The organism is Leifsonia sp. 466MF (assembly GCF_900100265.1).
Lineage (GTDB): Bacteria > Actinomycetota > Actinomycetes > Actinomycetales > Microbacteriaceae > Leifsonia.
In genome coordinates, this window is record NZ_LT629696.1 from 2,083,038 (window position 1) to 2,095,618 (window position 12,581).

The 12,581-nt window shown below is 68.7% G+C and carries 12 protein-coding genes; 1 reads left to right on the top strand and 11 read right to left on the bottom strand.

Going from position 1 to position 12,581, the window contains the following annotated elements; all coding sequences use genetic code 11:
* Positions 1-78: 78 nt before the first annotated feature.
* The 5 genes from BLR91_RS09945 to BLR91_RS09965 form a co-directional block, all read right to left on the bottom strand.
* Positions 79-792, bottom strand: a complete 714-nt coding sequence (locus tag BLR91_RS09945; protein WP_018190675.1) for an ABC transporter ATP-binding protein — start codon at positions 790-792, stop codon at positions 79-81.
* The gene (locus BLR91_RS09950) at positions 779-1,690 is read right to left on the bottom strand and encodes an ABC transporter ATP-binding protein (RefSeq protein ID WP_018190674.1); all 912 of its coding nucleotides are present in this window, start codon (positions 1,688-1,690) and stop codon (positions 779-781) included. The genes BLR91_RS09945 and BLR91_RS09950 overlap by 14 nt, the downstream gene beginning before the upstream one ends.
* On the bottom strand, positions 1,687-2,922 hold the full coding sequence (locus tag BLR91_RS09955) for a branched-chain amino acid ABC transporter permease (protein WP_018190673.1): 1,236 nt from the start codon (positions 2,920-2,922) through the stop codon (positions 1,687-1,689). Before BLR91_RS09955 ends, BLR91_RS09950 begins: the two co-directional genes overlap by 4 nt.
* On the bottom strand, positions 2,919-3,926 hold the full coding sequence (locus tag BLR91_RS09960) for a branched-chain amino acid ABC transporter permease (RefSeq protein WP_018190672.1): 1,008 nt from the start codon (positions 3,924-3,926) through the stop codon (positions 2,919-2,921). The genes BLR91_RS09955 and BLR91_RS09960 overlap by 4 nt, the downstream gene beginning before the upstream one ends.
* A 116-nt stretch (positions 3,927-4,042) precedes the next feature.
* On the bottom strand, positions 4,043-5,266 hold the full coding sequence (locus BLR91_RS09965; RefSeq protein ID WP_018190671.1) for a branched-chain amino acid ABC transporter substrate-binding protein: 1,224 nt from the start codon (positions 5,264-5,266) through the stop codon (positions 4,043-4,045).
* 192 nt (positions 5,267-5,458) lie between these two features.
* Here BLR91_RS09965 and BLR91_RS09970 point away from each other — a divergent pair, with 192 nt between their 5' ends.
* Positions 5,459-6,550, top strand: coding sequence for a GNAT family N-acetyltransferase (locus BLR91_RS09970; protein WP_089875462.1), 1,092 nt, complete (start codon positions 5,459-5,461; stop codon positions 6,548-6,550).
* 33 nt (positions 6,551-6,583) lie between these two features.
* On the opposite strand, the gene mutM is transcribed toward BLR91_RS09970, so the two are convergent.
* Genes mutM through BLR91_RS10000 form a run of 6 tightly spaced genes read right to left on the bottom strand, consistent with a single transcriptional unit; the run spans position 6,584 to position 12,581 of the window.
* The gene (gene mutM, locus BLR91_RS09975; protein ID WP_089875461.1) at positions 6,584-7,507 is read right to left on the bottom strand and encodes a bifunctional DNA-formamidopyrimidine glycosylase/DNA-(apurinic or apyrimidinic site) lyase; all 924 of its coding nucleotides are present in this window, start codon (positions 7,505-7,507) and stop codon (positions 6,584-6,586) included.
* A complete protein-coding gene (gene rnc / locus BLR91_RS09980; RefSeq protein ID WP_089875460.1) occupies positions 7,485-8,198 on the bottom strand; it encodes a ribonuclease III in 714 nt (237 codons plus the stop codon). Before rnc ends, mutM begins: the two co-directional genes overlap by 23 nt.
* A 25-nt stretch (positions 8,199-8,223) precedes the next feature.
* Positions 8,224-8,427: a 50S ribosomal protein L32 gene (rpmF, locus tag BLR91_RS09985; RefSeq protein WP_018190667.1), complete on the bottom strand. Its 204-nt coding sequence runs from the start codon at positions 8,425-8,427 to the stop codon at positions 8,224-8,226.
* 2 nt (positions 8,428-8,429) lie between these two features.
* Positions 8,430-8,981, bottom strand: a complete 552-nt coding sequence (locus BLR91_RS09990) for a YceD family protein (RefSeq protein WP_089875459.1) — start codon at positions 8,979-8,981, stop codon at positions 8,430-8,432.
* Between the two features lie 11 nt (positions 8,982-8,992).
* A complete protein-coding gene (locus BLR91_RS09995; RefSeq protein WP_231918878.1) occupies positions 8,993-11,260 on the bottom strand; it encodes a transglutaminase family protein in 2,268 nt (755 codons plus the stop codon).
* Positions 11,250-12,581 carry a DUF58 domain-containing protein gene (locus BLR91_RS10000; RefSeq protein ID WP_089875457.1) on the bottom strand — a complete coding sequence of 444 codons (1,332 nt, stop codon included), beginning with the start codon at positions 12,579-12,581 and terminating at the stop codon, positions 11,250-11,252. Before BLR91_RS10000 ends, BLR91_RS09995 begins: the two co-directional genes overlap by 11 nt.

Consider the following 12,581-nt stretch of genomic DNA (forward strand, 5'->3'; position numbering starts at 1 on the left):
AAAACTGCACGCCATCCGGGCGGATGGCGTGCAGTTTTCGTGTACTCGACGGGGGTGGGAGGGGGTGGGACGCGCGGGTCAGGCGACGCCCAGGTAGGCCTCCTTGATCGCGGGGTCGGCGAGGAGCTCCTTGCCGGTGCCCGCACGGGTGATCACGCCGGTCTCGAGGACGAAGCCGCGATGCGCGCGGGCCAGCGCCTGGTTCGCGTTCTGCTCCACCAGCAGGACCGTCGTGCCCTGCTTGTTGATCTCCGTCACGATCGAGAAGATCTGCCGGATGAACTGCGGCGCCAGACCCATCGACGGCTCGTCCAGGAGCAGGAGCCGCGGGTTCGACATCAGCGCGCGTCCGATGGCGAGCATCTGCTGCTCGCCACCCGACATCGTGCCGCCGACCTGCGTCTTCCGCTCGGCGAGTCGCGGGAACAGCGCGAACACCCGGTCGAAGTCCTCGCCCATCTTCGAGCGGTCCTTGCGGCCGAACGCACCCATGTCGAGGTTCTCCATGACCGTCATACCCGGGAAGATGCCCCGGCCCTCCGGCGCCTGCGAGATGCCCCGGACGACGCGGATGTGCGCCTTCATCTTGGTGATGTCCTCGCCGTCGAACAGGATGGACCCCTTCGACGGGTTCAGGATGCCCGAGATCGTCTTCATGGTCGTCGACTTGCCTGCGCCGTTCGCACCGATCAGGCTGACGATCTCGCCTTCATCGACCGAGAAGGACATGTCGTGGATGGCCTCGATCCGGCCGTACGAAACGCTGATGTTCTTCAGCTCAAGCAACGTCATCTTCGGGCTCCCCGAGGTAGGCGGCGATCACGCGAGGGTCGTTCCGGATGGCCTCCGGAGTGTCATCGGCGATCTTGCGTCCGAATTCCAGCACGACGATCCGGTCGGTCACTCCCATGACCAGCTTCATGTCGTGTTCGATCAGCAGAACGGTGTACCCGTCGGCCCGGATGGTGCGGATGAGCTCCATGAGCTCCTCCTTCTCCGCCGGGTTGAAGCCGGCGGCCGGCTCGTCGAGGCACAGCACCTTCGGGTCGGTCGCGAGCGCGCGGGCGATCTCCAGACGACGCTGGTAGCCGTACGGCAGGGACCGCGACAGCGAGCCCGCCTGGTCGGCGATGCCGACGAACTCGAGCAGGGCCATGCCGCGCTCGATCGACGACTTCTCCTCGCGCGTGTGCCGCGGGAGGCGCAGCAGCGCGCCGGGGACCGACGTGCGGTGTCGCGCATCAAGTCCGACCACGACGTTCTCGAGCGCCGTCATCTCACCGAACAGCCGGATGTTCTGGAACGTCCGCGAGAGACCGAGCCGGGTGATCTGGTGCTGCTTGCGGCCCTTGATCGTCTGGCCCTCCAGCAGCACGTCGCCGCTGGTCGGCTTGTAGACGCCCGTCATGGCGTTGAAGCAGGTCGTCTTGCCTGCGCCGTTCGGGCCGATCAGACCGAGGATCTCACCGCGGCGGATGTCGAAGGTGACATCGTCGAGGGCCGTCAGGCCGCCGAACTTCACCGTGAGGTTGCGCACCTCGACGATGTTCTCGCCGACCTCGACCGCGATCTCGCGGTCGGGCGCTGCAGCCTCGGCGACCTCCAGGTCGATGCCCGCGGCCTCCAGTTCGTCCTCGTTCACGCCGAGGGCCGGCTCCTCCTCCGGAACCGTGTTCTGTGCATCCGTCATCGTGCGCCTCCCTTCGCGCTGCCATCCGCATCCAATGCCCCGCTGTCGACGACCGGAGTGGCCCCGGTCCGCGGGCCCGGACGTCCCTTCGCTGCGTCCGCCACCCGGCGATACGCATGCCTGCCATACGCCAGCAGTTTCTGCCGCGCCGGGAACAGTCCCTGCGAGCGGAAGATCATGATGAGCACGAGGGCGATACCGAAGATCAGGTACTTGTAGTCGGCGATGACGGTGAACCGCAGCGGGATGTACGCCACGATCGCGCCGCCGAGCATGGCGCCGACCTTGTTGCCCGCGCCGCCGAGGACGACGGCCGCGAGGAACAGGATCGAGGTCTGCACGTCGAACTTCTGGTTGTTCACGAAGCCGACCTGACCGGCGAACAGCGCACCGGAGAGGCCGCCGACGCCGGCGCCGATCGCGAACGCCCACACCTTGTACTTGAAGGTCGGGACGCCCATGATCTCCGCCGCGTCCTCGTCCTCGCGGATCGCGACCCAGGCGCGGCCGACGCGGCTGCGCTCCAGGTTGCCGACCAGCAGCAGGATCACGATGATGACGGTGATCGTCAGCCAGTACCACGGCACGCCGTTGGAGTTGGAGAAGATCGGGATGCCGTCGGCGTTCTCCCCCGGCGGGTGGCCGACGTTCTGGAAGCCGACCTGGCCCTTCATCGCCGGGATGATCGTCGCAAGGATGCGGACGATCTCACCGAAGCCGAGCGTCACGATCGCCAGATAGTCGCCGCGGAGCCGGAGCGTCGGGACACCGAGGATGATGCCGAACGTCATCGTCACCGCGATGGCGACCGGGATCGTCCACAGGTACGGGATCTTCACGAACGGCGAGTCGGGGCTGGTCAGCATCGCCGCCGTGTACGACCCGACCGCGAAGAACGCGACGTAGCCGAGGTCGAGCAGGCCGGCGTATCCGACCACCACGTTCAGGCCGATCGCGATGAGCGCGTAGACCGCCATCGAGAAGCAGGCCAGCGCCCAGTCGTTGCCGGGAGCGGTGGAGAGCGGGAAGAAGTTCAGGTACGGCAGGGCGTAGGCGAGGGCCACCACGATGAGCAGCCAGGCCCACTGCACGGCGCGCGGGAGGTTGTTCCAGCGGTCGCGGAGCTGACCGAACGGGCCGGTGCTGCGCTTGCCGCGGGACGCCTCGAGGGCGTCGACCGCCTGCTCTTCGCGAGCATCGGGCAGGACCCTGGGTCCTTCTGACATGCTCATGCGCGGCTCCTTCCGAGCGAGGTGCCGAGAATGCCGCTCGGCTTGATCAGCAGCACCAGGACGAGGACCACGAAGGCCACGACGTCCGTCCACTGCGAGTCACCGAGGAGGATCTGGCCGTAGTTTCCGATCACGCCGAGCAGCAGACCGCCGAGCAGCGCGCCGCGGACGTTGCCGATGCCGCCGAGGACGGCCGCGGCGAATGCCTTGACGCCGAGGATGAATCCGCCGTTGTAGATCACGCCGGAGGGGACCAGCATCACGTAGAACAGCGCCGCGGCGCCGGCGAGGATACCGCCGGTGATGAAGGTGATCTGGATGATCCGCTCCTTGTTCACGCCCATCAGCGTCGCGGTGTCCGGGTCCTGCGCGACCGCGCGGATACCGCGGCCGGTACGGGTGCGTCGGATGAACCAGTCGGTCGCGATCATGAGGATCACCGACGCGATGACGATGATCAGCTGCTGGCTGTTCACGATCGTCCCGAACACATCGAAGATGGGCTGCGGAATGAACATGGTCACCGAAGGCTCGGCGTTCGCGCCACGGATCAGGAAGATCCCGTACTGGATCGCGAACGAGGCGCCGATGGCCGTGATGAGGAACACCAGGCGTGGGGCGTTGCGTTTTCGCAGCGGCCGGTAGGCGACGCGTTCCAGGAGCCAGGCCGTGACGGCCGAGGCCAGCACACCGACGATGAGCGCCAGGATGAGGTCCCCGACGATGGCGCCGGCGCTCAGATTCGGCGCGCTCGGACCGAAACCGAGCGTCGTGAGGGTCACGACGACGCCGTAGGCGCCGACGATGAAGACCTCGGAGTGGGCGAAGTTGATCAGGTTCAGCACACCGTAGACCAGCGTGTAGCCGACGGCGATGAGGCCGTAGACAGCGCCGAAGGTGAGCCCGTCGAACGTTGCGCTCCAGAAGTTCTGGACCAGCGCGTTGACGTCGAAATTGATCCAGGAGCTGTCGAGGGCGGGATGAAGGAGGAGGGTTTCGAGCATTCGAGCATCCAGGGTTCAGTGTCGGATCTTCGTTGATCCGGCGAGCAAAGCGAGCGTAGTCGAAAAACGAGGGTGCCGCGGGCCGTCGTGTCCCGCGGCACCCTTCAGGTGTCGCCTCAGCCGATGGTGCCGATCGGCACGATCTTGCCGTTCTCGACCTTGTAGCCGTAGACGGCCGGCGCCTGGAGCTCACCGGTGGAGTCCCACTTGTAGTGCTTGCTCAGGCCGTCGGCGTCGTAGTCCTTGACCCACGACAGCAGGTCGGCGCGGGACGTCTTGCCCTTGTCGATGCCGGCGAGGAGGACGGTGGCGGCGTCGTAACCCTCGATCGAGTAGGTGCCCGGCTCGGCGTTCGCGAGCTTCTTGTAGGCGGACTCGAAGTCGGGGATCAGCTCGCCCGGGATGCAGGGGCAGGTGAAGTACGCGTTGCCGGACGCGTCACCGGCCAGCTTGATGAACTGGTCGTCCTTCACGCCGTCGGGGCCGACGAACGTGCCCTTGTAGCCCTTGTTGACCAGCTGCTGGTCGAACGGAGCACCCTCGGCGTAGTAGCCGGCGTAGTAGACCGCGTCGGGCTTCGCGTTGATGATCTTGGAGATCACCGCGGAGAAGTCCTTCTGGCCGGTGGTCACCTTGTCGGTGCCGACGAGCGCGTCGCCGAGCGCCTTCGAGGTCTGGGTGCCGAGGCCGATGCCGTAGTCGGAGTCGTCCTGGACCAGGTAGACCTTCTTGGCCTCCAGCTTGTCCGTGAGGAACTTCGCGGCGGCAGGACCCTGCACGGCGTCGTTGCCGAGGCCGCGGAAGAAGGTCTTCCATCCGTTCTGCGTCAGGCCCGGGTTGGTGGCCGACGGGGTGATGTGGACGAGGCCCTGCTGCTCGAAGATGTTGCCGGTGGCCTTCGACTCACCCGAGAACGGGAGGCCGACGACGCCGACGATGTCCGACTCGTTCACGGCCTGGGTCACCGGACCGGTGGCCTTGTTCGGGTCGCCCTCGGTGTCGAACTTCTTGAAGCCGACCTGGCATCCCTTGTTGGACTCGTTGTGCTGGTCGATGGCCAGCTGGATGCCGTTGTAGATGTTGATACCGAGCTGGGCGTTCGGGCCCGTCTCCGCACCCACGTAGCCGATGGTCAGGCCAGCAGGACAGGTGGCCTTTCCGTCGCCCGCGGGGAGCACCGCGTCCTTGGGGACATCGACCGACGTGATCGCCGGGATGTCGACCTTCGACGAATTGCCGTTGGTGGATCCTCCCGTGGACGGCTGGTTCGCACATCCCGCGAGGAACAGTGCGACTGACGCTGCAACAGCCGCACCGATGGTGACTTTCTTCCGTAGCATCTCTTGCCTCTCGACGTTAATCCGTCACGAACTCGCCGTTTTCGCCGGTTCGTGCCACGAATATGTGTGCTGAGAATACAGGGCTCGCAACGTTTTGCAACCACGATCGGAACGCAGATTTACACGATCGAAACCAAACCGTGCGGGATCCTTCACACGGTGCTCCGCGCCTGGGTAGGCTGATCCTTCGGCGTGGAACGGCTCGAGGAGGTGTCCGATCGGATGCGTGTGACCCGGCTGGAGATCCCCGACGAGCTCGGCACCCCCGGGTCGGCCGCCTTCGAGGAGCTGGTCGGCGTCCTCAACGGCATCGTGGTCGATCTGTGGGGGGACGACGACTTCGTCGAGACCGCCGAGCAGGCGCTGGCCGCCCATCGTGAGCAGGACTACGTGGACCGGATCGTCTTCGTGGCGATCGAGGATGGTGTGATCGTCGGCCGTGTCGAGGCGATCTTCCCGCTGGACGAGGACTCCGAGACGGTGTCGCTGCTGGTCGACGTCGTCCCGGCGCTCCGCGGTCGCGGGATCGGCTCCGCGCTGCTCGAGAAGGGCGAGGAGCTCGCCGCGGAGGGCGGCCGCCGGATCATCTCGACCTACACCGAGCACCCCATCCGGACCCTGGAGGGCGCCGACCGCCTGGTGCGGGCTCCCGCGGGCACAGCCGGTCTGCCGGCGACGTCACGGGATGTGCGCTTCGCGTTGCGCCACGGCTACCAGCTCGGCCAGATCGAGCGGTCGAGCGAGCTGCACCTTCCGCTCCCGCCGGAGCGCGAGGCCGGGCTGACCATGACACTGAACGGCTTCCGCCTGGTGTCGTGGTGGGGTGCCGCACCCGAGGACCTGTTGGAGCGGTTCGCCGCGATGAAGGCCCGGATGTCGACCGACATCCCGCAGAGCGGCATCGCCGTGGACCCGGAGGACTGGGACGGCGAACGGGTGCGCTCACAGGAGCGGACGCTCGTCGCCCGCGGCGAGCCGCTGCTCGTGACGGCTGCGGTGCACGAGACGACCGGCGAGATCGCGGCGTACACCGAGCTGGCGGTCCCCGCCGACGGCACGAAGGCGGAGCAGTACGACACCCTCGTGGCCCGCGCGCACCGCGGCCATCGGCTGGGCACCGCGGTCAAGCTGCGGAACATCCAGGAGCTCGGCCGGCGCGCTCCGCACATCCACCGCATCCTCACCTGGAACGCCGACGAGAACGACCCGATGCTGGCGATCAACCGCGCGTTCGGCTTCCGCCCACACGCCCTGACAGGGCACTGGCAGAAGACCCTCGGCTGATCGACCGAGGGATGGGCGCGGAGGCTCCGGAGATCAACTCGCTGCGGGCGCCGACCGAGACTGTCGGAGCCGCTGGCAGTGCGGGCAGAAGTGCGAGCCGCGGTTCATGAACTGCTCGCGCACGATCGGTGTGCCGCAGCGCGGGCACGGCTGGCCCTGACGGCCGTAGGCGTTGAGGCTGTGCGAGAAGTAACCGGAGGCGCCGTTCACGTTCACGTACTGCGCGTCGAAGCTGGTGCCGCCCTCGGCGAGGGCCTTCTCGAGCACGTGGCGCACCTCCGCGAGCAGTGTGCGCACCTTCGCGCGGCTGAGCGTGTTCGCCGGTTGGGCGTAATGGATGCGCGCGGCCCAGAGCGCCTCGTCGGCGTAGATGTTGCCGATGCCGCTCACCAGGGTCTGATCGAGCAGGGCGCGTTTGATGCCGGTGTTCTTTCGGGCGAGCGCGGCGGCGAAGCCGGCGTCGTCGAAGGCGGGATCCAGCGGATCGCGGGCGATGTGGGTCACCTGTGTCGGCACGAGCGGCTCGTCGGTTCCGAGGCCACCCGGCGCGCCGTCCGCCGTGGGGACGAGCGCGTCGACCGCCATGGACCCGAAGATCCGCTGGTCGACGAAGTGCACCCACAGCTCGCCGTGCAGAGGATGCTCGATGTGGAGCCGGATGCGGAGCAGGCCGGCCTCTTCGGTTCCGGGCTCGCGCAGGAGGATCTGGCCGCTCATCCCGAGGTGGGCCACGATGGCGCGTCGCGGGACGCCTGCGAGCGGGATCCACAGGAACTTGCCGCGCCGGACCGGCTGCTCCATCACCCGTCCGGTGAGCAACGTCTCGAACGCCCCGGCGACCGGATCGTGGCGCTTCAGCGACCGCGGCTCGAAGACCTCGACGCCGAGGATGGTCGCACCGGTGACCGCGGGTGCCAGACCCGCGCGGACGACCTCAACCTCGGGAAGCTCGGGCACGTCGTCTCGTCAGTTCCGTCCAGGCGCTCAGCGCCGCGGCCATCTCGGCCTGCTTCTTGCTCGTCCCCTCGCCGGTGGCGGTGACGAGGCTGCCCACCTCGACGGTGGCGTGGAACGTCTTGGAGTGGTCGGGGCCGCTGTTGGTCACCGTGTAGACCGGCAGGCCGGCGCCGCGGTGGGCGGCGACCTCCTGCAGGCTGGTCTTCGGGTCCATGGCGGCGCCGAAGCGGTCCGGGTCGTCGAGCAGCGGCTCGATCAGCCGCAGGACGAGCGCCGTCGCAGCGTCGCCCCCGGCATCCAGGTAGGTGGCGCCGATGAGCGCCTCGACCGTGTCGGCGAGAATGGACGCCTTCTCTCGACCGCCGCTCTGGTTCTCGCCGCGGCCGAGCCGGATGTACTCCCCCAGGCCGATGCCGCGCGCGACCTCGGCCAGTGCGACCGAGCTCACCAGACTGGCCCGCCGCTTGGCGAGCTCGCCCTCGTCGAGGTCCGGATTCTCGCGGAACAGTTTGACCGTCACCGCCTGCCCCAGGATGGAGTCGCCGAGGAACTCGAGACGCTCGTTATTGGGGATGCCGCCGTGCTCGTACGCGTACGAGCGATGGGTCAGCGCAAGCTCGAGAAGCTCGGGGTCGATGACGACCCCGAGCTTCTCCAGAAGTGCTGTGCGGTCAGCGTTCTCTCCGACCACAGCGTTCACCGATCGTCAGCGACGATCAGACGTCGGCGACCTTGCGGCCCTTGTACTCGAGGAAGAGGGCGGTGCCCGCAGAGTCCTCGACGACCTTCGCGCGGTGCGGGAGGCTGTAGGTGACCTTGCCGTTCTCGATCGTCTTGACGAGCGTGGGGACCTCAGCCTTCCACTGCGAACGACGGGCGTGGGTGTTGGCGCGCGACTGCTTCCGCTTCGGGACGGCCATGACTATCTCTTCTCTGTGTTCGGTCGGGGTTCATCGGTGTCGGAAGCCTGGAAGGCCGCAAGCGCAGACCAGCGCGGATCGACGATCTGCGACGGCTCGCGGTCCGGTACATCCGCCAGCCTCTCCCCGGTCTCGGGGTCGAGACCTGGGCAGTCCGGCCGGCACACCGGCTGGAACGGCAGTGCCAGCACTACCGCATCCCTGATCAGAGGTTCAAGATCCACGTGGTCGTCGTGAACCTCATGATCGAAAGCTTCGTCAGAAGAATACGCGAAAAGTTCCTGGAAATCGACTTGGACAGGTTGCTCGATGTCGATCAGGCAGCGGCCGCACACGCCGATGGCTGTCGTCTGAGCGTCGCCCGTCGCGAGAATCCCCTCGTGCATCGACTCCAACCGGAGGTCGAGATCGATGGTCTCGCCCTCCGGGACGCTGATCAGGCCCTCGCCGAGTTTCTCCGCGACAGGGATGGTGATGCGCTGTTCGCGCATCGTGCCTGGGCGGCGGATGAGGTCGTACACATTGACGGTGTACGGCGAGTTCTTGTGGGTCACGAGCGACTATTTTACGCCGCTCCACGGGGACGGACGGCGGAAGGCCAGCCCGCTGGCAGCAAGGACACAGGAATGAGCAGCGCTTTCGTCCGCAGCACCGGGCCGGCCTGCGCCTCCAGGGCCGACAGCACCGTCTCGAGGTCGTCGGAGAGTCCGCCCGCCCAGCGGCGGGTCGGCGGGCCGTATGCGTCGCGTTCGAGTTCGCCGAGGAGCCGGAGGACCGCATCCTCCGCCGGCGTGCCGGCGACCGCGGTGGCCACCCGGCCGGCGAACACGCGCGGGGTCTCCGTCGGCGGCGCCGTCCAGCCGAGATCGCGGACGGTGTCGCGCAACTCGTCCCAGACGAGGGAGGCCCCTCCCCACTCGTCGGTCAGCTCGCGCAGCCGTCTACGCCGTCGCATCCTGCGCCACACCGCGGGGATGAGCAGGACGCCGATGACGAGGAGGGCGACGCCGATGCCGGTCGCGAGCGGCTGGGCTCCCGATGTCGGTGTGAAAGTGGCCGAGCCGGCGGGGTTGGCCGGGTCGGTCGGAACGAGCGCCCGCGGTGCGGAGCTGGAGGTGGCGGCCGAGCTCGGGGGCGCCGCGGCGGGGTCGGTCTGCGGCCGGGTGTAGTCCGGGACCGTCCCTCGGCCGACCGTGGGCTCGAACGGCACCCAGCCCACGCCGGCGAAGTACAGCTCGGGCCAGGCGTGCAGGTCGTCGCTCGTCACCGTGTACTCGCCCGGGTTGGTCGCTGTCCCTCCACTGGTCGCGCCGGGCAGGTAGCCCTCCGCGACGCGCGACGGGATGCCCAGGGTGCGGGCCATCAGCGCCATCGCCGAGGCGAAGTGGACGCAGTACCCGCTCTTGACCTCGAGGAACTTCGCGATCACTCGCGCACCGTCGCCGTCGTATCCCTGCTTCAGCGGTGTCTGCGTGGAGTACACGAAGCTGTTGTCGCGGAAGTAGTCCTGCAGCGCGACCGCCTTGTCGTACTCGGTGATCGCATCCTTCGTCGCCGTGAGCGCCGTGTCCTCGATGATCGACGGCAGGTTGGGCGGCAGGAACAGGTCGCGCTGCACCTCCACCGGGACGAAGCCGCCCGCGGCCTTCAGCTGGTCGGCCGTCGGCTGGAGCAGGAGGCTGGTCGCCGTGTACTTCTGCCCCTGCGTCGTCGAGTTGATGCCGCCGATCGTGAGGTCGTCCGGATCCCACGACCACGTGCCGTTGAGCCCCTTCACCGACTGGACGGGCGCTGGGGCCGGCAGCCACCGGCTCGTCATGTTGTCGATCGCGACCGTCGTCGTGATCTTCGTCGTCTTCACGGTGTCGGAGAGCCCGGCGACCGGTCCGATCTTGGCTCCATCGCTCAGCCGGTTGGTGTCGCGCTCCCGGTGCTTCCAGACGGAGCCGGTGAACTGGTCGAGCGACGCGAGCTTGAGGTACTGCCCGTTCGCAGCGCTCGTCGTGTAGGTGAGCGCGCGCACCGCGGCGGGGCGGCGGAGGTCCTTGCCGAGGTCGACAAGCGGCGTGACCGTGCCGCCGATGGAGATCCCCCCGGCGGTGAAGGAGGTCGCACCGCCCTGATCGAAGCCCGGCGCGGTCCCGGCGAGGACGACCGCGATGGTCACGGCCGAGGCGCCGACCGACAGGGCGGCTCCCGGACGCGGTGTGCCCGGGCGTCTGCTGCGCACGTCGCAGCGCAGCAGCCACAGGTACGCAGCCGCCGACGCTGCCAGAGCCAGAGGGTCGAGCCCGTCGCCGAGCAGCGCTCCCGGCACGACCAGCACCGCGGCGATGCCGATGGCGGTGAAGGCGGGCGTCCGGATGGCCACGGCGAACGTGTCGAGGATGAGCGCGAGCAGGCATCCGCCGCCGACGACGAGGAACAGGAACTCGGGAAGGGCCTCCGCCGGAGTGCCCTGCTGGTAGATGGAGAGCATGGCCTGCTGGAGGTACTGCATCCAGTTGGTCACGGTCGTCGGCGTGGGGATGATGCCGAGCAGGCCCGACCCCCGACCGAACGCGACGGTCATGATCGCCGCCGACTCCACCAGCAGCAGCACGGGGACGACGCCCCTCGGGATGCCGAGGCTGCGGAGTCCCGCCCCGGTGACGAGCACCGCCGAAGCGGTCGCCACCAAGGCGAACCACCATCCGATGCCCTGGATGAGGCCGGACAGCGCATAACTCAGCGCCACAACCTGCAGCACGAGCGCTCCGGTGATGCGCCAGTAGCCGACCCGCCGTCGCACACCGACGCGAGGGACGGAGAACGCCACGGACTCAGTCGCCACGCGCCACCACCCCCGCCCGCTGTCGCCGGAGCGCACGCTGCCAGCACTCGGCGGGATCGTCGCCCGCGGCGAAGGTCACGCAGAGCCATCCGGCGTCCGCGAGCACCTCGGCCGTATCGGTCGGCATGGAGGCGCCGACGAATGCCACCGCGGGGTCGCCCATCGAACGGAGGGCCGCGAGGGCGCCGAGCTCCGCGGGCGGCGCACCGGCCAGCACGGCGAACACGGGGACCGGGCGACCGGCCCGGCGCAGACCGGCGCCGAGCTCGGCGACCGCGTCGTCACGGGCCGTGACACTTGTCTCGACCGCCGCGAGGTCTGCGAGGAGCATGCGGTCGGCGCTCCCGACGTCGTAGGTCGCCGTCGTCGCGCCCATCGTCCCTGTCCGTCCGGCGCCGCTGCGCCCGGACAGCTGGCGGTCGCCGGTCTCGACGACGCTCACCGCGAATCCCTCGTCCAGCAGGTGCACGCCGATCGAGGCGACCAGGTCGACCAGCGTCTCGAACTCGTCGGCCGCCTCTTCCGCGTGCGCGGGCAGCGGGCGGGTGTCCATCAGCATCCACGCCTCGGGGTTGCTGCGCTGCTCCTCCTGCCGCACCATCAGCTGGTCGTGCCGTGCGGTGGCCCGCCAGTGCACGCGCCGCAGCGGGTCGCCCGGCCGGTACTCGCGGGCGATCAGCTCGTCGGCGCTCGGGATGCTGTGGCGCAGCAGCTCATGCTCGGTGCCCTCGCTGTGGGCGACATCCAGCTCGCCGCGCGACAACGGCACGACGCGCGGCGTCACCAGCAGTTGCCGCGGCTGGCCGATCGCGTACTCGGCGTATGCGATCGCGAACGGGTCCGTGCGGCTCACCACCAGCGGCCCGATGGGATGCGCACCGCGGCGCTCGGGGACGACATCCTGCCGGAGGACGACCGTGTCGCGGCCCAGCATGCCGTCGGGCTGGTGCGCACCGAGCCGTGGGAACGGCGCGGAGTCCTGCACGCCGACCGCGGCGGGAGCGGACTCGCGCCATCGGGCTGCGGGGCTGGGGCGCGGCGCCTGATTGCGCGCCGTCGTGACGATGGTGGCCTTCTCCCCCGCCGCCACGACATCCGGATGGAAACTGCGGGTGACGGTCAGGCGGGGGCGGTCCACCGTCACGGAGATCATGGCGGCGAGCGGGAGCACGGTCAGGAACACCCCGACGAACAGCACGTCCGTGCGCCCGAAGACGGCCGACGCGACGAGCGCCACCACCCCGACGGCGCCGAGCGTCCAGCCGCGAGCGGTCGGGCGCGGCCGCTTCAGCGGCGACGAGGAACGGCCGCCCGGGGGCAT